This is a genomic window from Actinotignum timonense (assembly GCF_030216305.1).
Classification (GTDB): domain Bacteria; phylum Actinomycetota; class Actinomycetes; order Actinomycetales; family Actinomycetaceae; genus Actinotignum; species Actinotignum timonense_A.
Map to the genome: position 1 here is coordinate 15,357 of NZ_JASOKT010000012.1, position 20,050 is coordinate 35,406.

Sequence of the window (20,050 nt, forward strand, 5' to 3'; positions counted from 1 at the left end):
ACAAAGTTGTCAGACAATCTAGAGTCATAGCTACGCGACGCTAAAGATGGTTGTCGCACGCGAAAAAATAGCGGAAATTCGGCAGTGAATTTCCGGAAGAACTCAAAGGAGAGGACACTTCAATGACACGCATGAAGTGGGGCGCCAAGGCCACGGCCGTGCTGGCCGCTGGTGTGCTGGCGCTGTCCGGCTGCGGTGGCGGTGGATCTGACACCGGCAAGAGCGGTGGAGATGCACCCGAGAAGGCCGCAGTTCCCTCGGGACAGCCGGCAAAGGGTGGCACCATTCGCGCGGCGGCCGCCTACGAATCCAATAACTACCATCCCTCGTCCACCTCGTCCGCGCTGGCAACCGGTGCGAATATGCACGTGGTGGAGGGCCTGTACGAACTGGATTACCACGATTACAAGCCCTACCGCGCCCTGGCGAAGGAAGATGCTCCCACCAAGGTGACCGATACCCAGTACGAAGTTTCGCTGCGTGATGGCGCGAAGTTCTCGGACGGCACCCCGGTGACCACGGACGATGTGGTCAAGTCCTTCGAGCGTTCCACCGCTGAAGGAAATATCTACCTGCCGATGCTGAGCTTCATCGACAACGTGCAGAAGAAGGATGACACGACCGTCACCATCAACCTCAAGCACCCCTTCTCGCTGGTCAAGGAGCGCCTGGCCCTCGTCAAGATCGTTCCCGCTTCGATGAGTGATGATGATCTGACCGCCAAGCCCGTGGGCACCGGCCCGTGGAAGTACGACGAGATCACCAGCGCCCACATCAAGTTCTCCCCGAATGAGAACTACAACGGCCAGTTCCCGGCCACCGCGGAAGCGATGCAGTGGGAGATCCTCAAGGACGACACCGCTCGTACCACCGCTTTCCAGCAGGGCACCGTCGATGTTATCGAAGCTGCCCCGGCCGATGCCGAAGCTCTGATCAAGGGTGCCGGCGGCGTGATCGACGCGGTTCAGGGCTTCAACCTGCCCTTCCTGCTCTTCAACACCAAGAAGGCTCCGCTCGACAACAACAAGGTGCGCCAGGCGTTCTTCTACGCTATTGACACCGACAAGCTCATCTCCAACGCGCTCTCGGGCAATGCGAAGGCCGCTAAGTCCTTCCTCCCGGAGAGCCACCCGAACTTCCACGAAGCTTCCACGGTCTACACCTACAACCCGGAAAAGGCCAAGGAACTCCTCAAGGAAGCCGGTGTTGAGAACCTCGACATCAAGCTGCTGACCACCGATCACCCGTGGATCACCGCTCTGGCTCCCCAGATCAAGAACGACCTGGCTGCCGTCGGTATCAACGCGACCATCGAATCCCAGGCTTCCTCGGCTCTCTACGCCAATAACCTGGACGTGGACAACCCGACCTTCGATGTCACCCTGGCCCCCGGCGACCCCTCGGTCTTCGGTCAGGACCCCGACCTCCTGCTCAGCTGGTGGTACGGCGATAACACCTGGACCAAGAAGCGCACCCAGTGGGGCGGCTCCGAGAAGTTCAAGGAACTGCATCAGTACATGGACAAGGCCGTCACCCTCGAGGGCGACGCCCAGCAGCAGGAATGGAACAAGGCTTTCGACCTCGTTGCCGAAGAAGTTCCGCTCTACCCGCTCTTCCACCGTCAGATGCTGACCGCGTACTACCCGGACAAGGTCACCAACTTCTCCCCGATTTCGACGACCGGCCTTGATTTCATCAACGCTGGCTCCGCGGCTGGAAAGTAAATAATCCCGTGACTCAGCGCTGACGACACGCGCGGCGCTGGCTCAAAGAACACACGGTAATGCGAGGGCCGGGGGTGGTGTAAACCCCACCCCCGGCCCGAGCTTTGCCCAAATACTCCCCTATACTCAACGCGGGGCACCGCAGCCCCGAGGAGATATCGCAGTGAACAACCTTCTCAGACTCATCGGGCGCCGCCTGCTGGTGCTCCCGATCATGGTTCTGGGCGTTGCCTTCCTCGTCTTCTTCCTGATGTCCTTCTCTAAGATCGATCCGGCCTACTCGGCCCTCGGTGAAGGCGCATCTCAGGAAGCCCTGGAAGCCTATCGTGACACTATGGGACTCAATGATCCCTGGCTCGCTCAGTTCTGGAACTTCCTCGTCAACTTCGTGCAGGGTGACCTCGGCACGTACGGCGCCAACCAAGCTTCGGTGGCCGAACGTGTGGGTGAGGCCTTCCCCATCACCATGCAGCTGACCTTCCTCGGCCTTATTATCGCCGTCATTCTCGCGTTCGTCTTCGGTGTCCTCGCCGCGCTCTATCGCGACAAGTGGCCCGACAAGATCATCCGCGTCTTCTCCATCGCCTTCATCGCGACGCCGTCCTTCTGGCTGGCCGTCCTCATGATCCTGGCGTTCTCCGTCAATATGCCTCTGCTTCCGGCATCCGGTGCCCTGCCGCCCTTCGGTGAAGACCCGGCCGGCTGGCTGGCGCGCATGGCGCTGCCGGCTATCGCCCTGGGCGTCCCGGTGGCCGGTTCCCTCACCCGTGTTATTCGTACCTCGATGGTGGAGGAACTGGATAAGGATTACGTGCGTACCGCTATCGGTGCGGGTATCCCCAAGCGCGTGGTGGTTTCCCGCAACGTGCTGCGCAATGCCCTGATCTCCCCGGTGACCGTGCTCGGCCTGCGTATCGGCTACCTCATGGGTGGCGCTGTAGTTATTGAAGTTATCTTCAACCTGCGCGGCATGGGTATGGCCATCCTCGAAGGCGTCCAGCAGAACTACCCCCTCCTGGTGCAGGGCGTGGTCCTCGTGGTGGCCCTGGCCTTCATCGTCGTCAATATTGTGGTTGACATGCTCTATGTGCTGATCAACCCGCGTATCCGGGAGGTCTAAATATGAGGCGTAAACTCACGGAAAAGATGGAACGCCCGGGCGTCCGGTTCAAGCGTTTCCGCAATATGACTCGCGGCGCCCAGCTGTGCGTCGTCGTTCTGGTGCTCATCGCCCTCGCGGCCGTTTTCGCACCCCTTATTTCCCCGCACGATCCGCAGGCCATTGAAGTGGCCCGTCAGGCACCCAACGGTGATTTCCTCTTCGGTACTGACGAAAAGGGTCGTGACATTCTCTCCCGCATGATCTACGGTGCCCGCTACTCGCTGGTCATCGGCTTCGCCGCCACCGCCTTCGCGCTCTTCTTCGGTGCGATCTTCGGTGCGCTGGCCGCGGTGTCCCGCAAGTGGATTTCCGAAGTGATCATGCGCTGCATGGACATCATCATGTCCTTCCCCGGCATCGCGCTGGCCGCGGTGTTCGTCTCCGTATTCGGCAATACCCTGCCCGTCATTATTATGGCGATCGGCTTCCTCTACATTCCGCAGATCACCCGCGTGGTGCGCGCGAATGTTATGAGCGAATACGGTGAAGATTACGTGCGCGCGGTCATCGTTTCCGGCGCGCGGGCTCCCTGGATCCTTGTCAAGCACGTGGCGCGCAACTGTATCGCCCCGGTCATGGTGTTCACCACCGTGCTCGTGGCCGATGCGATTGTTTTCGAAGCCTCGCTGTCCTTCATCCAGGCCGGCATCGCCGAACCCACACCCACCTGGGGTAATATCCTCGCCGACGCTCGCGGCGGCGTGCTCCTGGGCCGGTGGTGGCAGGCGCTCTTCCCGGGCCTGGCCATTATGATCACGGTGCTCTGCCTCAACATCCTCTCCGAAGGTCTCACGGACGCCATGGTGGCGGCCCCGAAGGCCGCGGCCGTTCCCGATAACGTGGACGCGAACGCCAAGCGCGAAGAGGATCGCCTCCTCGTGGACCCGGTGGCCGCTTACGCCGCCCAGCACGATGCGCTGGTCCAGCGCCTGGAGGAACTGCGCCAAGCGGAAGAACGCCGCACCGACCGCTTCGAACCCACCTCGCAGGAGGCCCCGGTTATCGAAGTGCGCGACCTGTGCATCAAGTTCCCGCGCCACGGCGATGTCAATGTGGTGGACCACGTGTCCTTCAATGTGCGCGCCGGCGAAACCATGGGCCTCGTGGGTGAATCCGGGTGTGGTAAGTCCATTACCTCCCTGGCGATTATGGGCCTGCTCGATAAGTCCGCCGATATTAGCGGTGAGATTATGTTCAACGGGCAGAACCTCCTCGAACTCACCCCCAAGCAGCACAATGAACTGCGCGGGCATGAGATCGCGATGATCTACCAGGACGCCCTGTCCTCCCTCAACCCCTCCATGCTCATCAAGGCACAGATGAAGCAGCTGACCAGCCGCGGGGGCACCCGCACCGCCGAAGAGCTCCTCGAGCTGGTGGACCTGGATCCCAAGCGGACCCTGGAGTCCTACCCGCACGAACTTTCCGGTGGCCAGCGCCAGCGCGTGCTTATCGCCATGGCGCTCACCCGTGACCCGAAGCTGGTTATCGCGGACGAACCGACCACCGCGCTGGACGTAACCGTCCAGGCCCAGGTGGTGGAACTCCTCAACCGCCTGCGCAAGGAACTCGGCTTCGCGATGGTCTTCGTGTCCCACGATTTGGCGCTCGTTGCCGAAGTGGCCCACTCGATTACCGTCATGTACGCCGGTCAGGTTGTGGAGCAGGCATCCACCAAGGAACTGCTCACCGACCCGCACCACGAATACACTCGCGGCCTGCTCGGCTCGGTGCTCTCCATCGAAGCGGGTGCCGGCCGGCTCCACCAGGTGCCCGGCACGGTTCCTTCGCCGCGCGACTTCCCGAAGGGCGATCGTTTCGCCCCGCGGTCCTCGCATCCGACGGTGGGCCTGGACACCCGCCCGATTATGAAACGCGTGGGCGAGACGTGGCACTTCTACGCCGCCCAGCCCGATGCTCCGGATCCGGCCACCACCAACCTGGTGCCCAAGGAATCGGTGGGCGCGTCCAGCCCCGCCGAAACCGCGAACGGCGCCGCAGCTGCTACTGCTGGTGATGCCGCTGGTGGAAGCGCCGGCGCTCCCGCCGGCCCGGATGCCCAGAAGTGACGAAGGAGGAAAGATCATGACTACTCTGGATACCGAAGCTCGTCACGCTGCCGGCGCGCGCGCCGCTGACCGGCCTGCCCTCTCCGATGTGCCGATTATCGAGTTGCGCGACGTCGACGTCACCTTCCGCACCCGTACCGGTTCCATCTTCAATCCGAATAAGGTGCGCGCCGTGCGCGGCGTCAACCTTTCCCTGATGCCCGGCCAGACCATCGGTCTCGTTGGTGAATCCGGTTCCGGTAAGTCGACGACGGCCAATGTGATGTGCGGACTCCAGTCACCCACGGGCGGCCAGGTATTTTTCAAGGGCGAAGAAGTCACGAAACGTACCGCTGCCCAGCGCCGCCACATCGGCCGCGTGGTCTCGGTGGTGTTCCAGGATCCGGCCACGGCGCTCAATTCGCGCATGACGGTGCGTGACCAGCTCCTCGACCCGATGACGGTCCACAAGATCGGCACCCGCGAAGAACGCTACGAGCGCGTCAAGGACCTCATCGGCATGGTGGGTCTGCCTAAATCGGCGCTCGATGCGCTGCCCGGGCAGCTCTCCGGTGGGCAGCGCCAGCGCGTGGCTATTGCCCGTGCGCTGGCCGTGGGCCCGGACGCGATTATCGCGGACGAACCCACCTCGGCCTTGGACGTGTCCGTGCGCGCCCAGATCCTCAACCTGCTCACCGATCTCAAGCGGGATCTGGGGCTGGCGATGGTTTTCATCACCCACGATATTCAGACGGTGCGCTACGTATCGGACAAGATCGCGGTGATGAATCACGGAGAGATCGTGGAATGGGGAGACGCCAAGGACGTGCTCCACAATCCGCAAAATGACTACACGAGAACACTTTTGGCAGCGGCGCCGTCGCTGCTCCATCCGAAATTGGAGGCATAGTCCCATGTCAGATCCTCGTTTCCGCGGCGTTATCCCCCCGACAGTGACGCCGCTGACCGAAGAACGCGAACTCGATAAGGAGTCCTTCGCGCGCTCGCTCAACCGGATGCTCGACGCCGGAGTGCACGGCCTGTTTGTGCTCGGTTCGACTTCCGAGGTGGTTTTCAGCACCGATGCGCGTCGTCGTGAAATCCTCGAAACCGCGGTGGAAGTTGCGAACGGGCGCGTCCCGGTGCTCGCCGGCGTTATCGATATGCAAACCGAGCGCATGATCGAGCACGCCCGTGACGCGCAGTCCATTGGGGTGGACGGCATCGTCGCCACCGCGCCGTTCTACGCGCTGGGCGGGGAAGCGGAAATCGAAGCGAACTTCCGTTACATCCGCGACGCCGTGGACCTGCCGCTTTTCGCGTACGACATCCCGGTGTGCGTGCACAAGAAGCTCTCCATTGACCTGCTCATGCGTTTGGGTACCGAAGGCGTGCTGACCGGCGTCAAGGATTCTTCTGGCGACGACGTTAACTTCCGCTTCCTGCTGGAGGAGAACAAGGCCGCCGGTAAGCCGCTCAACATCCTTACGGGTCACGAAGTGGTTGTTGATGGCGCCTACATGGGCGGTGCGGACGGCTCCGTTCCGGGCCTGGCCAATGTGGCACCGCGCCCCTACGTGGAGCAGTGGGATGCCGCGCAGGCCGGGGACTGGGCTCGCGTGGCCGAATTGCAGAACGAGCTCGCCCACCTCATGCGCATCGTTATGGTGCCCAAGGGCGTGCAGGGCTTCGCGGGTGGCGTGGGCGCCTTCAAGGCGGCCATGAAGGAACTGGGGGTTATCGCCTCCAACCAGATGCCGCGGCCCGTCAAGGCCCTCGAAGGTGAGAACGTCGAAGCTATTCGCGGCGTGCTCGCTAGCTGCGGGCTGCTCTAAGGAGCACTCATGAAGGTAGCACCGTTCCAGCCCGGGTCTGAGTTCTCGCTGCTCGGACTGGATATCGGGGGAACCAAAATCGCGGGGGCGGTGGTGACCTTTGCGGCCACCGCCCCGGGCGATGATGCCCCGCGCATCTCCCTCGAAGCCAGTATTCCTACCGAAGCGCGGCGCGGCGGAGCGCGCGTGCTGGCGGATATCGCGGATTTCGCGGAACGCCAGATCGCGGCAGCCAGCGCCGCCGGAACGCCGGTGCGCGGAATTGCTATCGCCAGCGCCGGGGTGGTGGACGTGGAGAGCGGATGCATCGCTTCCGCCACGGACACCATGCCCGGCTGGGGCGGTCAGCCCCTCGGCCCGCATCTTGCCGAACGCTGCGGCCTGCCGGTGCGCGTCCTCAATGACGTGCACGGCCACGCCCTCGGGGAAGCAACCTACGGGGCGGGCGCCGGCGCGCGTACCGCCCTCGTCATCGCGGTGGGAACCGGGCTGGGCGGCGCGGCCGTGATCGACGGGCGCATCCTCTTCGGCGCGCACGGGGTGGCCGGCCACTTCGGCCATATTCACCATCCCTACGCCGCCGGGCTGGTGTGCTCCTGTGGGCGCGATGGCCACGTGGAATCGGTGGCCTCGGGCAGCGGGGCGGCCCGCCTCTACGCCAAGCGCCAGGCCGAAGCCCACGTGGAGGGCGCGAGTTACGCTGCCGCGGCAGCGGCTTCCCTCACCGGGATCGCCGATGTTCCCGAAAGCGCCTACCTGCGGGCCCCGGGCGCGCAGCGCCCCGTCGTCGTACGTGGAGGCCGGGAACTGAAAGCCCTCGTGGACGCGGGCGATATGTTCGCGCGCGAGGTGTTCACGGACGGTGCTTTCGCGCTCGGGCAGACCCTGGGCGGGCTGGCGAATTCTTTCGACCCGGACGTTATTATCCTCTCTGGCTCGCTCGTTCACGTGGGCGAGTTCTGGATGGACGCGCTGCGCGAGGGCTACCGGCGCGATGCCATGGTGGGCACCGCCGCCACCTCGATTGTGGAGGGTAGCCTGGGATCGCAGGCCCCGCTGATCGGCGCGGCTGTCCACTTCTTGCACACCGCGGGCTAGCGCGGCGCGCGGGGCGGGCCGAACCGCGCGTGCAGCCGCGCCGCCCCGCCCCGAGCGCGCCGGCCCAGGCCGCGCCCCAAGCGCGCCGCACCGCATAACTACACTTCTGCATTTCTCGTTATAACTTAGGAGTTACCGTGCATCCGATGATCGAATCTCTCCGCGGGCACCTCGTCGTGTCCTGCCAGGCGTACGTGGGCGAACCGCTGCGCCACCCCGAAACGATGGCGCAGATGGCCCTCGCCGCCGAGCGCGGGGGAGCGGCGGCGATTCGCTGCCAGGGCCTGGCGGATATTTCCGCGATTAAAGGCCAGGTGGAAGTGCCTGTCATCGGCCTGTGGAAAGAGGGCCACGAAGGCGTGTTCATCACCCCGACCCTGCGCCACGCCCGCGCCTGCATCAGCGCCGGCGCCGATATTGTGGCGCTCGATGCCACGTCTCGCCCGCGTCCGGATGGCTTGAGCTTCGCGGAAACCGTGGCTGCTCTTCTGGACGACGGCGCGCTCGTCATGGCGGACTGCGGCTCGATTGAGGATGCCCGGGTGGCGGCCAAGGCCGGCTGCCATATCCTCGGCACCACCCTGGCGGGCTACTCCGGGGATCGCCCGAAGACGGACGGCCCCGATATTGAACTGCTGGCCCAGATGGTCGCGGAATTCCCGGAGATCCCGGTGGTCTGCGAAGGGCGCATCCACACTCCGGAGCAAGCGCGGGCTGTCATGGAAGCTGGCGCCTGGGCGGCCGTCGTCGGAACTGCTATTACGCACCCAACCACGATCACCACGTGGTTCCGCGAGGCCGTCGAAAACTAAAACTTCACCAGGGTTCCCGCGCAACCGAAGCGCGGGGCCCGCGAGCACTGACCATTGCCGCGTTTCACGTGAAACGCGCCCGGGAAAGGACGAACTCATGCATATCGGAATTTTCGCCACCGCGGAAGAAGCCTCCCGCGAGGGCGCACGTATTATCCAGGATCTTTTCGCGCGTGACGCGCACGCGACGCTCGGGGTGGCCACCGGTTCCACGCCGGACCTCCTCTACGCGGCGCTGCGCGAGGCCCACGCGGCCGGCGAATTTGACCTCTCCGGCGCCAAGGCTTTTGCCCTGGATGAGTACGTGGGGCTGGATCCGGAGCATCCGGAGTCCTACCGCAATGTGCTGCGCCGCAACCTCGTGGGGGAGGATAAGACCGGCCTGACCGAGGAGGGCCTCAATACGCCCGATGCGCAGAACCCGGATCCGCAGGCCGCGGCCGCCGACTACGATGCGAAGATCGGTGCGGCCGGGGTGGATCTGCAGATCCTTGGCATTGGCGCGGACGGGCACATCGGCTTCAACGAGCCGGGTGGTTCGCTGGTCTCGCGCACCCACGTGGAGGCGCTGGCCCCGCAAACCATCAAGGATAATGCGCGGTTCTTCGACGGCGACGAAGCGGCCGTCCCCACCCGCTGCATCACCCAGGGCCTGGGCACCATTATGGAGGCGAAGAAGCTGGTGCTTTTCGCTTTCGGTGCGAATAAGGCGGATGCGGTGCGCGAGCTGTGCGAAGGCCCCATCAGCGCCTTCTGGCCCGCCACGATTATTCAGATGCACCCGGATGTCACCGTGCTCCTGGACGAAGCGGCCGCCGCGCAGCTCAAGCTGACGGATCTGTACCGCGCGCGTTGGGAGATGATCTAAGTGTTTTACCTGGGGCGCGTTCTCAACGGGTACGGCCGCGAGGTTGGGTACGGTATTGAGATCGACGACGCCGGTACGCTGGCTCGGCTGCTCACCGCTGAGGAGGCCGCCGCGGTAACCGCGGGGCTGGCTGCGGAACGGGAGTCGCGCGGGATTGAAGCTCGGGCCGCGGAGGCTTTCGGGCTGGGTGCGGATAGCCCGCGGGTGCGTCGGGCTCATGTTATTACCCCGGGCCTCGTGGATATTCACTGCCATGGCGGTGGCGGTTTCGCCTTCCCGGATAACTATGCGGAGGAGGAGATCGCGACGGCGATCCGCACCCACCAGCGCGGGGGGACCACGGCGATGTTCGCTTCCCTGGTATCGCTGGCGAACCCGCTCCCGCAGATCGAGGCGCTGGTGCCGTTCTGCGAGCGCGGGGAGCTGGCCGGTATCCACCTGGAGGGCCCGTATATTTCGCGGGAAAAGTGCGGGGCGCAAAACCCCGAGGTGATCCGCGCGGTGGACGAGGCCGAGCTGCGTTCCTGGCTGGAGGCCGGGCGCGGCTGGATTAAGACGATGACGGTGGCCCCGGAAGCGGAAGGCGCCCAGCGCGCCGCCGAGCTGCTGCTTGAATATGGCGGTAAGCCATCCTGGGGGCATTCCCACGGGGATGGCGCGGTCACCCGGGCCGAGATCGCGCGCACTCTGGAAGTGGCGCGCCGGCACGGGTACACGCCGCTGGCGGTGCTTGCTGGGGCTGGCACGGGTGCCGGTTCGGGCGCGGGCGCGGATGCGCGGCAAGCCGGTGGCGCCGGGACTGTCGCCGGTAGCGCCGTCGGGCAGGAAGCCGCACAAACTGTCACGCATCTTTTCAACGCGATGACCGCTTTTACGCACCGGGCTCCCGGCCCGATCCGCGAGTACATTCAAGCGGCGCGCCGCGGTTTCATCAGCGCGGAAGTGATTGCCGACGGCTACCACGTGCATCCCGACCTCGTCGAGGATGTGGTGGATTACCTTGATGAGCTGGATCTTGGGGCCGCGAGTGCGGCCGAGCTGGGTATTCCCGGGGCGTTCTTCGTCACGGATTCGCTGGCCGCTGCCGGTATGCCTCCCGGGAAGTACACCCTGGGCGGGCTCGCGGTGGAAGTGCGCGACGGCGCCTGCTACCTGGAAGGTACCGATACTTTGGCCGGGGGTGCATCGGTGCTGGCTGATCAGGTGGCCCTCTTCGCCGGGCGCGGGAAGCTCACGCTCCCACAGCTGGTGCGGGCCACGGTGGCCGGGCCGGTCTACGCCGGTGGCGCCTGGGATGCTCCCGGTGTCACGGTGGACTTCACCCCGGGCAAGCCGGTCAATCTGGTCGCCTGGAATGAGGCGATGGCCCCGCTGGCGGTTGTCCGCGAGGGAGTGGAAATCTCCCACTCCTAGCCACCGGGTTCCACGCCGGGGCCCACGGGAGTTCCTACGCCGGAACTCGCCGATGGTCCACGTTGGAAGCATTAGCGGGCACGGCAGCACCACAAGCCGGGAAGCGTTCACTGCCTCCCTCGGGCAGGATCGGGCGTGTCGATCCTGCCCCTCTCCACGGGGCGCGGGCTCAGGCCCGCGCCCCGCTTTCTTTGCCCGCCTGGGGGCTTGGGAACTTGGGAACTTGATTCACCGGGGACTTTCCGGGCCCAAAGTGAAGTGCGCGTAAGAGCACCGTTTCGGGTCGATTTCGTGTTCCTAACGCGCACTTGACGGGGGCCACGGTTCGAAATGCGCACTTTGAGGAGGAGAGAGACCAGGCCGGCTAACAAAATGTACATGGGTGACAGTTTTTCCGCTGTTTAATGTCCGTGGCGTACTGTGTGGAGACGGAGAGGGCACGGAAAAGGGGCACGGACCCGTAAGTCCGTGCCCCTTCGTCGCCTCATGAGCGAGGTACATACCGCGTCGCGCGATGTACGCTGCGATTCACGAGGCAAGGCCAGCCCGAGCCGGGCGAGAGTGCATCGCCTAGCCAGGCCGGCCTGCTCCGGTTAGCTCAGCTGGAGCATCACCTTGGATGACCCCGTGGACCGGTCATCGGCGGTGGCGAAAGCGGCTGCGGCGTCGTCGATCTTAAATTCGTGCGTGAGCACGGGCGAAACGTCCAATCCGCGCGCCATCGCGTCAATCGCAGCGTCCATGGACTCCGGGTTGAAGCGATACGAGCCCCTGTACGTGATTTCGCGGGTGACCAGTTGCCCGAGCACCACGGAGACCGCGCCGGCCGGCAAGTTCCCCACCTGCACCATGGTGCCGCCGCGCACGGTCGCCAGCAAACAATCGCCGATGGCAACGGCGGCGCCGGACGCTTCGATGGTGACGTCCACGTCAGCGGGAAGCTCCTCACCGGCGCTGCGGTTCACCGTGCTGGTAGCGCCCATCGCGCTCGCGATCCGCAGGGATTCCGCGGCCACGTCGGAAGCGATAACCTCGCGCGCCCCCGCGAATTTCACGGCGGCCACGGCCAACGCCCCGATCGGGCCCACGCCGTTCACCAGCACGCGCTTCCCGGAAAGATCCCCGGCCAGGCTCACGGCGTGCATCGCCACCGCGAGAGGTTCGGCGACGGCGCCTTCCTTCGTCGAAACGTTCTCCGGCAGCGCACGGAGCTGATCGGGCCGCACCACCCGGTAGGTGGAGAAACCGCCCTGCTCATGCGGGAAGAAAGCCGCGGATCCGAAGTAGCGGACCTCGGGCCACAGGTTATCTTTGCCGCGGGTGCTTTCCGGGATATCGTGCTCGCCCACGAGGGTCGGCGGATAGATCGCCACCCGCTGGCCCACCTCAACTCCGGCAACGCCCGCGCCCACCTGGTCCACCACGCCGGCAACTTCGTGCCCGAGGATCAGCGGTTCGCGCATAATCGCGGTCCCGGAAGCGCCGTTCTTCCAGTAGGACAGGTCGGAGCCGCAAATGCCGCCCCATTCCATGCGGACCCGCACCTCGCCAGCGCCGGCAACCGGGTCAGGAACCTCGGTGATATGAATCTGCTTGGGGGTATCGGTACGAACTTGTACAGCCTTCATTAGAATGCATCCTCCTTGAGAGTGAGGTCGCGCCCGGTAATTTCGGGCATGAGCCACGCGGTGATATGGGTGACTCCGGTGTAAACAAACATGAGAATCGCGCAAGCGATCCAGGAACCGCCGAAGAGTTGCACCAGGCCAGCGGCGATCAGCGGGCCGAAACCGGCGGTGATCATATTCGGGATTTCCTTGGCGAGCGCCAGCTGCTCGTAGCGGTGCGCGGAGCCGAAGCATTCGGCCATCGTGATGTTTTCCAGGGAGAACATGGCTAGCACGGTGATGTTGTGCAGCACGATGTACCCGATGAAGAACAACAGGGTGGGGGTACCGTAATGGTCCACCATCTGCCCGTCCACCAGCTCCGGCGCATTGAGTTCACCCAGGAACCGCGGGGAGACCATGAGCAGGAAGCACGGAATAATGAGGAGAATCCCCAGGCCCGTGACCAGGCGGTAGGTGCGCTCGCGGCCGATGCGGTCGCCGATCCAGCCGATAATCGGCACGGTAATGAAGCCGGCTAGCGAGGAGTAGACCACCACGGCGGACGCCACGTCCTTGGCCACCAGAATCTGGGCGGTCAGGAAAGTAATGAGGTAGGTCTGCACCATGCCGGAATTGCCGGACTGGCCGAAACGCAGCAGGAAGGCCGCCATAAAAGCCTTGAAAGACTTCGGGGTCTTGGCGAGTTCTTCCACGGCGGCTTCGCGCTGGGCGGCCGCGGCTTCCCGCTGAGTAGCAGCCGCAGCTTCAGCAGCCGCCGCCTTCCGCTCGGCGCGCGAGGGAAGCGGTTGGTCGTAGGTGGCCACCAGGGCGGCGTCGTCCAAAATCTCCCCGCTGGTAGCCGCCTCGAATACCGGCGATTCCTTGAGGTGCAGCCGGATAAACACAGCCAGGCCCATGAGCACAACCGAGGCGATGAAGGGGATACGCCAGCCCCACGCGACCACGGTGTCGGTGCCCATGGTGGCGAGCATGATTGCCCAGATCGCGCCGGCGCCCAGGGTGCCGGTATTGGTGCCGAGGGCCACCAGCGAGGAAATAATGCCGCGGCGTTCCCGCGGGGCGTATTCGGCCAGCATTACGGAGGCGCCGGCAATTTCCGCGCCGGCCCCGAAGCCCTGGATGAGGCGCAGAATCACCAGCATAATCGGCGCCCAAATGCCCACCACCTGGTAGGTGGGGAGGAAGCCGATGAGGGTGGTGGCCACGCCCATCATGGCGATGGTAATGAAGAGGACTTTGGTGCGGCCGATGCGGTCGCCGAGCCGCCCGAAGTACCAGGCGCCCAGCGGGCGGGCCACGTAGCCCACGCCGTAAATGGCCATGGCCCCGAGGATGGCCATGGACTGGTGGCCGGCGGGGAAGAAAATGTCTTTAAAGACGAGCGCGGCGGCCAGGGAGTACAGCTGGAAGTCCATGAATTCCAGAGCTGTTCCGAGCCAGCCGGAAACCGCGGCCTTGACCAGGTCCGAGGTTGAGCGCGTGGGCACCGGGGCGGTTACTGTTCCCGGCGGGTGTTGTTTGGACATGAGGTGCCTTCCACATTCACTTCGTTGTGTTGACTGAGAAGAAGCTGCTTTCCGGGCGGATAGCCGGATGGATAAGCGAGCTCCGATGGCTTCAGTATCGCGGCGGGAATACGCCGAAATCACGCCCGAGAGGCGGCGATATTTCGATATGTCATATGCGGATTTCGAATAGCGATACGCGAGCGGGGTGGGAGCGGTGCGTTTGCGGTGGGCGTGGCAGGGCGGTAACGCGGGTGGAGTGCCGCGAGATTCCGCGGATAACTCGCCCACCCGGGTGGGTGCGGGCAGTGGTGGAACGACGACGCCGCCCCGGCGGCGCGCAGCCGCGCGCCGCCGGGGGAGCCGACTCGCCGCGAAAGAACTTGAAATGCGCCAGGTAAATTATCGGAGAGCTCGTTGGTGCCACACAGTCGTGGAGGGTTTTATGCGCATCGACCGACTTGAATGGTTGGAGTCTTTCGTTGCCGTTGCGAAATTATCGTCCTTTTCGCGGGCGGCTCGTTTGCTCCACAGCAGTCAGTCGCGGGTATCGCTCCACGTTGCGAATTTGGAGCGGGCGACGGGCCACACCCTGGTGGATCGCAGCCATGTTCCCTGCACCCTCACCGCGAAAGGGGAAACGTTCCTACCGCGCGCCGAGGAGATCTTGGTGAAGCTGCGCGATGCGGTCGATGAGCTCAATACCGAATCGGGCAGCCTGGTGGGCGCGGTTACTCTCGGGGTGATTCCTTCTATCTCGGCGGTGCTGTGCCCGGGAATGCTGGCGCAATTACAGCTGGAGGAGCCCGGTATTTCCGTTAATTTGCTGGAACGCACCTCCGCGGAATTATTGGAGAAAGTGGGGGCCGGGCACGCGCAGCTCGCCATCGTTTCGCAATTTAGTTCGCTGCCCTCCATTCCTGATTCACAGCGCCTGTGGTGGGAGCCGTACGTGGCGGTGGTCCGCCAGAATTCCCCGGATTTCCAGGGCGTGGAGGTGGTGGCTCCCGGAGATCTCGCGGAGGTCACCCTGGGGCTGACCGGCGCACCGGGCCTGAGCATCGACCCGGAAATGCGCGCCGCTTTTGATTTATGGGAGCTGGAGCCGCGCATCGCGGACTTCCGTACCGAGCAACCCCAGACTCTCCTTAATATGTGCAAGGCCGGGCTGCTCACCCCGGTTATCAACCTGCTGGCTTTTCGCAGTTGCGATCACGAAGGGCTGCGCGCGATTGCTATCGCGGGTGATTACGGGCGGGAAGTTTCCGTGGTGGCGAATACCGCGGTGCCGCTCACCCCGATTGGCCAGTATGTGCGCGATTTGATCCTGGCTATTCCGCTGCCCGCCGGCGTGCGTTCCCTCCAGCCGCAGCGGAGTGATGCGGGGGATACCAGCTAGTTCCGAACCCGGGAAAAGCCTGGAAGCTTTGCGCAAAACATGGCAGCGGAGCTGGAAATCCGCGCCGGCGCCTGGCAAAATTGGGTATGTCGCACAGGGCGACCGTGTCAGAGTGGACACTCTGAAGTAACAGCATGTATGCATGGCCCGGGTTTCCGGGCGTGGGGGCATTGCGGCCTGCCAAGGGGCGGCGTCGTCGTACCACAACTGCTGGAGCTTCGGGTGCCCGCAACGGCACTCTTCACTCGGATCGTCCGGCACGTACCTGCCGGTGAAGGGACCAGTAATGGCATCTGTAACATTTGAGAACGCATCGCGTATCTACCCGGGGTCGGATACCCCGGCTGTCAATCAGCTCAACCTTGAAATTGCTGACGGGGAATTCCTTGTTCTTGTTGGCCCGTCCGGCTGCGGTAAATCAACGTCGCTGCGCATGCTCGCCGGGCTGGAAGATATTAATGACGGGCGTATCTATATTGGGGACCGCGATGTCACCAATGTTTCGCCTAAGGACCGCGATATCGCGATGGTGTTCCAGAATTACGCTCTCTACCCGCATATGTCGGTGGCGGAGAATATGGGCTTCGCGCTCAAGATCGCGCGCACTCCGAAGGAAGAAATCGACAAGCGCGTCAAGGAAGCCGCCCAGATCCTCGACCTGACCGAGTACCTGGATCGCAAGCCGAAGGCGCTTTCCGGTGGGCAGCGCCAGCGCGTGGCGATGGGCCGCGCGATTGTGCGCAACCCGCAGGTCTTCCTCATGGACGAACCGCTCTCTAACCTGGACGCGAAGCTCCGCGTGCAAACCCGCACCCAGATCGCGACCCTGCAGCGCCGCCTGGGCACCACCACGGTGTACGTCACCCACGACCAAACCGAAGCGCTGACCATGGGCGACCGCATCGCCGTGCTCAACTTCGGGGTATTGCAGCAGGTAGGCAGCCCGGATGAGCTGTACAACCGGCCGCAAAACGCTTTCGTGGCGGGCTTCATTGGTTCGCCGGCCATGAACCTCGGCACCTTTAATATTGAGGGCGACGACGCAGTCCTGGGCCAAGCGCGCATTCGCCTGCCCCGCGCGGTGATCGATGCGATCACCCCGGATGACAAGGGCAAGGTCATCCTGGGCGTGCGCCCCGAATCCTTCACGGAGCTCACGCGCGAGCCCGGGGAAAGCTCGGTGCCGATCGTGGTGGATATGGTGGAGAACCTGGGTTCGGATAACTACGTATATGGCGAGATCGCCGGCGTGGAGAAGTCCGGCTTCGGCTCGGGCGATGGCTCCTCCCAGGTGGTTGTGCGGATCCCGCCATTCAAGGCCCCCGCGGTGGGTGACACCGTGTACGCCACCCCGAACCTGGATGCTATCCATGTGTTCCATGCCGGGGATGGCACCCGCATCAACTAGCCGGGGGAGCACCCGCGGGGGTAGCACCGCATCGCCTCTCCCGGGTTAGTGCCCGCATTATGTAGGCGATGCGAGGCTGCTAAGGCAGTGGCCTAATCTCCAGGGCCGGGGCGCACGCGCCCCGGCCCTGCGTCGTCGTTACTCAATAATGAGCGCGCCATCGTGCCCCACATAGGCCGTGGCGAAAATCACGCGCTTTCAGCTGGGATTATGCATAACCGCGGCGCGGAACTGCCCGGACGTGACTTTTCCGCAGTTCAACACGGGTGATCTGGGCCGCCCGCTCACACGTGCCCGGGCGTTTCTATCCCGGGATTCTGCATACTTTCAGCGTAGTATGCACTCGATGAGACCTACTGCTCAAAACTTTTCAGGCGCGGTGCCTAGACTTGCCAGCATGACGGAAAGTGCCACTCCCGCTGCCTACCCCGGTGCGGGCGTCGTTCGCGCGCTGGCGGAACGGCCCCGCATTCTTGTTGTCTGTACCGGGAATATTTGCCGATCTCCCATGGGGGAAATCGTGCTGCGCCAGCGGTTGCGCGATGCCGGTATTGATATTGCGGTGGCATCCGCGGGGGTTTCGAATGAGGAATCCGGCAACCCGATTTACCCGCCCGCGCAACGCACTCTCACCGAACACGGCTATGACCTGCCCGATCACCACCGGGCCCACCGCGTCACCGCCGAGGAACTGGAAAACGCCGGCCTGATTCTGGCCATGACCACCGGGCACGCCCGGGCGGTGCGCCGGCTGTGCCGATCGCTCTCGCTTTCGCTGACCAATATTCACCTGTGGACCGAGTTCGCGCTGCCGGAGGTCGGGATCGCGCCGGAGGGCGTATTCGGGCACGGCGGCATTCTTTCCGACGACGCCGGGCGCGCTTCGGGCCGCCAGCATTCTTCCGATTTTTATTATTCATCCGGCGAGTACGATGTGCCCGATCCGTGGGGCGGGTCGGCGCGCGAATTCGAAGCGACGCTCGCCTGCGTGGAAGCCGGCTCCGAGCGCCTCGTGGAGCTGCTGCGCGGTCACCTGCCCGCGGCGCGGTGAGCGCGCAGCCCGCAGTGGGCATTCAGCCCGCGGTGAGCACGCAGCCCACGGTGCGCGCCCGTATAGTTATGCGGCGGCGGAGGGTCTTGTTCGGCGTGCTCGCGGTGGTGCTGATTGCCGTGGCCGTGCTGGCCGTGCGCCAGGTTTTGGCCGCCACTTACTATTCGCCCGCGGCCGTGGCCAGCAGATATATGACCGCCCTTGAAGAAGGCCGCGCTCGCGAGGCCCTGGACCTCACCGATCCCGGTGCTCTTTCCGGCTCCCTCGCCCTGCTGAGCGACGAAGTCTATCGCGCTGTTCCCGGCCGCCCCGCCCATTTCCAGGTGCGCGAAACTAGCCGTATCGAAACTGAAACCGGTGCCGGTAATGGTGCTGACTCCGGCAATGGCGCCGACTCCGGCAATGCCGTTGGACCCAGCAATGGCGCCGAAACCAGCGTGCGCGTAGACGGCGTCGTCAGCTACAACGGCACCCAAGAACCCCTGAGCCTCACCCTGGTGCGCCGCGGCACCACCCCGATCCTGAGCCCGCGCTGGCAGGTGAGCGAGGGCGCCCTCGGCCAGCTGCGCCTAGAACATGCAGCTGATCAAGTTTCCAGCGGCACCACGCCCACTACCGGCAGCGAACCGCCAACCGCGGGCAGCGGCCCAGCCTCCACCCCTCCCGCTCTCACCAGCATCAACGCCGTGCCCATCGCCCTCTCGCCCCAGGAATCCGCCCCGGCCTTCCCCGGCGACTACACCGTCGCGGCGCCCGGCGATTCGCGTTACCTCACCTTCTGGGCCGGCGCCACCGCCACGGTGCGCCCCGGCCAGACCGCGACCGCGCGTCTCAGCGCCCAGGCCACCCCGGCCGCGGGCGAACGCGCCGTGGAACTGGTGGAACGCCTCGTGGAAAGTTGCGTGCGCGGTGATGGTACGACGACGCCGCCAGCTGGCTGCCCGGCCGCTTTCCGCAAGGATCGTACGTTCGGGGATACCCGCAAGGAGAAGCTGAGCTGGAAAGAGAAGCCGCAGGTGAGTGCGTCCGTGGAAGGGCTGGGTGGAACCGTGAGCGTGCGAGGAGGCGTGCTGGAGCGCAGCTACGAGTGGCGGCTTCTTGCCCCGCTGAGCTGGGAGAAACGCTCGGATACCGCGCGGGTTTTCGAGCGGGAGCACGCGGTGCGCTTCCGGGTCGAGAACGGGGACGTGGTGCTCGAAAGTGAAAGCCTGCGCTAGCGCGGGTTACCATGGAAAGCGCTAATAACGGCGCGAGAGAAGAGGAAGGACGTATGAGCACCAACGTTGTGGCTGAGATTTGGCGGGAAGGCAACCTCCCGGCGGCGCGGCCTATCGATCATGCCCGGCGGGTATGCACCGGCACCCTGTGGGGCCTGGGCGCGGGCGTGGTGCTCGGACTCATCGCTTTCCCGAATGCCCTGGTCGGTTCGCGTGCGTTCTACTTGATCCCTGCCTTCGCGGTGGTGGCTTTCCTGTTGGCGTTGCCGTGGCTGATCCGCGATAAAACACCGGTCGCGCCCGGCGTGGACGTGGTTGCTCGGGTGCTGGGCACCGACGAAAGCCGGCGCATGCGCACGGTTGGCAATAGCCGCCGCAAGCAGGCTCTCATGGTGCCGGTGGTGGTTCGCCCGGTGGATAAATCCGCGGATTTCCGCACTGTTATCGCGGTGCATGGCGCCGAGCAGGCAGGCTTTGCGGAGAGCAAGCCCGGCACTCTGCTCCCGCTGCGCCAAACCGAAAAGGGCTACGGCGGGCTCGCCAACGTGGAGCAAGCCAGCCCGGAACAAGAAGCCCTCATGCGTTCCTTGGAACAGCGCCCCAAGCTGCTGCCCAATACCGCGCCGGTGCTGCCGTTCAAGCCGCAGTCCCTCGACCGCGTCACCACCGGGGACCAGCTGGAATGGTGGGGCGGAATGATCGCCGGCGCGCTGCTCGCCGCCGTCATCATGGGCATCGTCAGCCTGCTGTAATTCCAAGAAGTACGACGACGCATTCCGCGCCGGCTGGGCGGGGTGTTTTTCTGAGGTGTACTTCGTATGTACGACAAATGAAGTACATCTCGGACAACACATAGCACCCCCGCTGGGATTCTTGTGA

Annotated in this window: 16 protein-coding genes; 14 read left to right on the forward strand and 2 right to left on the reverse strand. The window is 64.4% G+C overall.

Annotated elements, in window-relative coordinates; all coding sequences use genetic code 11:
• Positions 1–122: 122 nt before the first annotated feature.
• The 9 genes from QP305_RS06730 (at position 123) to QP305_RS06770 (ending at position 10,960) form a co-directional block, all read left to right on the forward strand.
• Positions 123–1,724 carry an ABC transporter substrate-binding protein gene (locus tag QP305_RS06730; RefSeq protein ID WP_087070236.1) on the forward strand — a complete coding sequence of 534 codons (1,602 nt, stop codon included), beginning with the start codon at positions 123–125 and terminating at the stop codon, positions 1,722–1,724.
• 163 nt (positions 1,725–1,887) lie between these two features.
• On the forward strand, positions 1,888–2,844 hold the full coding sequence (locus QP305_RS06735) for an ABC transporter permease (RefSeq protein ID WP_087070237.1): 957 nt from the start codon (positions 1,888–1,890) through the stop codon (positions 2,842–2,844).
• A 2-nt stretch (positions 2,845–2,846) separates the two neighbouring features.
• Positions 2,847–4,955 carry a dipeptide/oligopeptide/nickel ABC transporter permease/ATP-binding protein gene (locus tag QP305_RS06740; protein WP_434736389.1) on the forward strand — a complete coding sequence of 703 codons (2,109 nt, stop codon included), beginning with the start codon at positions 2,847–2,849 and terminating at the stop codon, positions 4,953–4,955.
• Positions 4,956–4,971: 16 nt separating this feature from the next.
• Positions 4,972–5,844: an ABC transporter ATP-binding protein gene (locus tag QP305_RS06745; protein WP_087070239.1), complete on the forward strand. Its 873-nt coding sequence runs from the start codon at positions 4,972–4,974 to the stop codon at positions 5,842–5,844.
• Between the two features lie 4 nt (positions 5,845–5,848).
• Positions 5,849–6,769 carry a dihydrodipicolinate synthase family protein gene (locus QP305_RS06750; RefSeq protein WP_026429179.1) on the forward strand — a complete coding sequence of 307 codons (921 nt, stop codon included), beginning with the start codon at positions 5,849–5,851 and terminating at the stop codon, positions 6,767–6,769.
• Positions 6,770–6,778: 9 nt separating this feature from the next.
• Positions 6,779–7,867: an ROK family protein gene (locus QP305_RS06755; protein ID WP_284904660.1), complete on the forward strand. Its 1,089-nt coding sequence runs from the start codon at positions 6,779–6,781 to the stop codon at positions 7,865–7,867.
• A gap of 137 nt (positions 7,868–8,004) precedes the next feature.
• Positions 8,005–8,679, forward strand: coding sequence for an N-acetylmannosamine-6-phosphate 2-epimerase (locus QP305_RS06760; RefSeq protein ID WP_284904662.1), 675 nt, complete (start codon positions 8,005–8,007; stop codon positions 8,677–8,679).
• Between the two features lie 97 nt (positions 8,680–8,776).
• On the forward strand, positions 8,777–9,547 hold the full coding sequence (locus tag QP305_RS06765; protein WP_026429182.1) for a glucosamine-6-phosphate deaminase: 771 nt from the start codon (positions 8,777–8,779) through the stop codon (positions 9,545–9,547).
• Positions 9,548–10,960, forward strand: a complete 1,413-nt coding sequence (locus QP305_RS06770; protein ID WP_284904663.1) for an N-acetylglucosamine-6-phosphate deacetylase — start codon at positions 9,548–9,550, stop codon at positions 10,958–10,960.
• A gap of 593 nt (positions 10,961–11,553) precedes the next feature.
• Here the strand turns inward: QP305_RS06770 and QP305_RS06775 are convergent.
• Both QP305_RS06775 and QP305_RS06780 read right to left on the reverse strand, forming a co-directional pair.
• Positions 11,554–12,588, reverse strand: a complete 1,035-nt coding sequence (locus QP305_RS06775; RefSeq protein ID WP_284904664.1) for an L-idonate 5-dehydrogenase — start codon at positions 12,586–12,588, stop codon at positions 11,554–11,556.
• Entirely contained in the window at positions 12,588–14,117 is a 1,530-nt protein-coding gene (locus QP305_RS06780) for an MFS transporter (RefSeq protein ID WP_284904665.1), read from the reverse strand. The genes QP305_RS06775 and QP305_RS06780 overlap by 1 nt, the downstream gene beginning before the upstream one ends.
• A gap of 424 nt (positions 14,118–14,541) precedes the next feature.
• Between QP305_RS06780 and QP305_RS06785 the strand changes: the two genes are divergently transcribed.
• From QP305_RS06785 to QP305_RS06805, 5 genes are all read left to right on the forward strand, one after another.
• Positions 14,542–15,495 (forward strand): LysR family transcriptional regulator, encoded by a 954-nt coding sequence (locus QP305_RS06785; RefSeq protein WP_158319014.1) that lies wholly within the window; start codon positions 14,542–14,544, stop codon positions 15,493–15,495.
• A gap of 286 nt (positions 15,496–15,781) precedes the next feature.
• The gene (locus tag QP305_RS06790) at positions 15,782–16,903 is read left to right on the forward strand and encodes an ABC transporter ATP-binding protein (RefSeq protein ID WP_016441963.1); all 1,122 of its coding nucleotides are present in this window, start codon (positions 15,782–15,784) and stop codon (positions 16,901–16,903) included.
• 397 nt (positions 16,904–17,300) lie between these two features.
• A complete protein-coding gene (locus QP305_RS06795) occupies positions 17,301–17,954 on the forward strand; it encodes a low molecular weight protein-tyrosine-phosphatase (RefSeq protein ID WP_284904666.1) in 654 nt (217 codons plus the stop codon).
• 86 nt (positions 17,955–18,040) lie between these two features.
• On the forward strand, positions 18,041–19,171 hold the full coding sequence (locus tag QP305_RS06800; RefSeq protein WP_284904667.1) for a hypothetical protein: 1,131 nt from the start codon (positions 18,041–18,043) through the stop codon (positions 19,169–19,171).
• A 53-nt stretch (positions 19,172–19,224) separates the two neighbouring features.
• Complete coding sequence (locus tag QP305_RS06805; RefSeq protein WP_284904668.1) at positions 19,225–19,923, forward strand: hypothetical protein; 699 nt, start codon at positions 19,225–19,227, stop codon at positions 19,921–19,923.
• Positions 19,924–20,050 lie beyond the last annotated feature (127 nt).